This is a genomic window from Fibrella rubiginis (assembly GCF_017353185.1).
Lineage (GTDB): Bacteria > Bacteroidota > Bacteroidia > Cytophagales > Spirosomataceae > Fibrella > Fibrella rubiginis.
Genome location: NZ_JAFMYV010000049.1, coordinates 1 through 302, shown reverse-complemented (window position 1 = coordinate 302; position 302 = coordinate 1). Strand labels below are relative to the sequence as shown.

General features: G+C 58.6%; 1 protein-coding gene. It reads left to right on the top strand.

Going from position 1 to position 302, the window contains the following annotated elements:
- Window positions 1–302: SufD family Fe-S cluster assembly protein (locus J2I47_RS26425; protein WP_207367627.1), on the top strand; the 302-nt coding region annotated here is incomplete at both ends.

The following is a 302-nucleotide window of genomic DNA, read 5'->3' as shown; positions in this document are numbered from 1 at the left end:
AACGGCAAAATCTACGTGCGCCCCGACGCCCAGAAGACCAACGCCTACCAGTCGTGTAAGAACGTGGTGCTCTCGCCCGATGCGGCCATGAACACCAAGCCCCAGCTGGAAATCTACGCCGACGATGTGAAGTGTTCGCACGGCACCACCACGGGCAAGATGAACGAGGAGGCCCTGTTTTATTTGCAGTCACGGGGCATTCCCAAAGACGCTGCCCGCACGCTGCTGCTCTACGCCTTCGCCGAAGAAGTGGTAAGCCACATCAAGATCCAGCCCATCCGCGAGTACCTCGAAGGCATCAT